Annotated in this window: 1 protein-coding gene; it reads left to right on the top strand. The window is 44.8% G+C overall.

Annotation, left to right across the window (positions count from 1 at the left end; translation table 11 throughout):
• Positions 1-223 (top strand): HYR domain-containing protein (locus ACNG5D_RS16225; protein ID WP_418184560.1); only part of this gene is annotated, 223 nt, incomplete at both ends.

Below are 223 nucleotides of genomic sequence, written 5' to 3'. Positions count from 1 at the left end.
ATGCCGCTAATGTCAATCTTGGAACGCCTACTGTGGATGATAACTGTAACACAACATCCATATCTAATGATGCACCTGCCTCATTCCCATTAGGAGAAACAACGGTCACTTGGACCGTAACCGATGGCGCTGGTAATACGGCCACTTGTACGCAAACTGTGACTGTAACCGATAATATCAATCCGACTTTTGTAAACTGTGCTGCACCGGTATCTGTAAATGT

The organism is Algibacter ulvanivorans (assembly GCF_048381495.1).
GTDB classification, from domain to species: Bacteria; Bacteroidota; Bacteroidia; order Flavobacteriales; family Flavobacteriaceae; genus Algibacter_B; species Algibacter_B ulvanivorans.
This window is presented reverse-complemented; position numbering and strand designations above follow the sequence as displayed.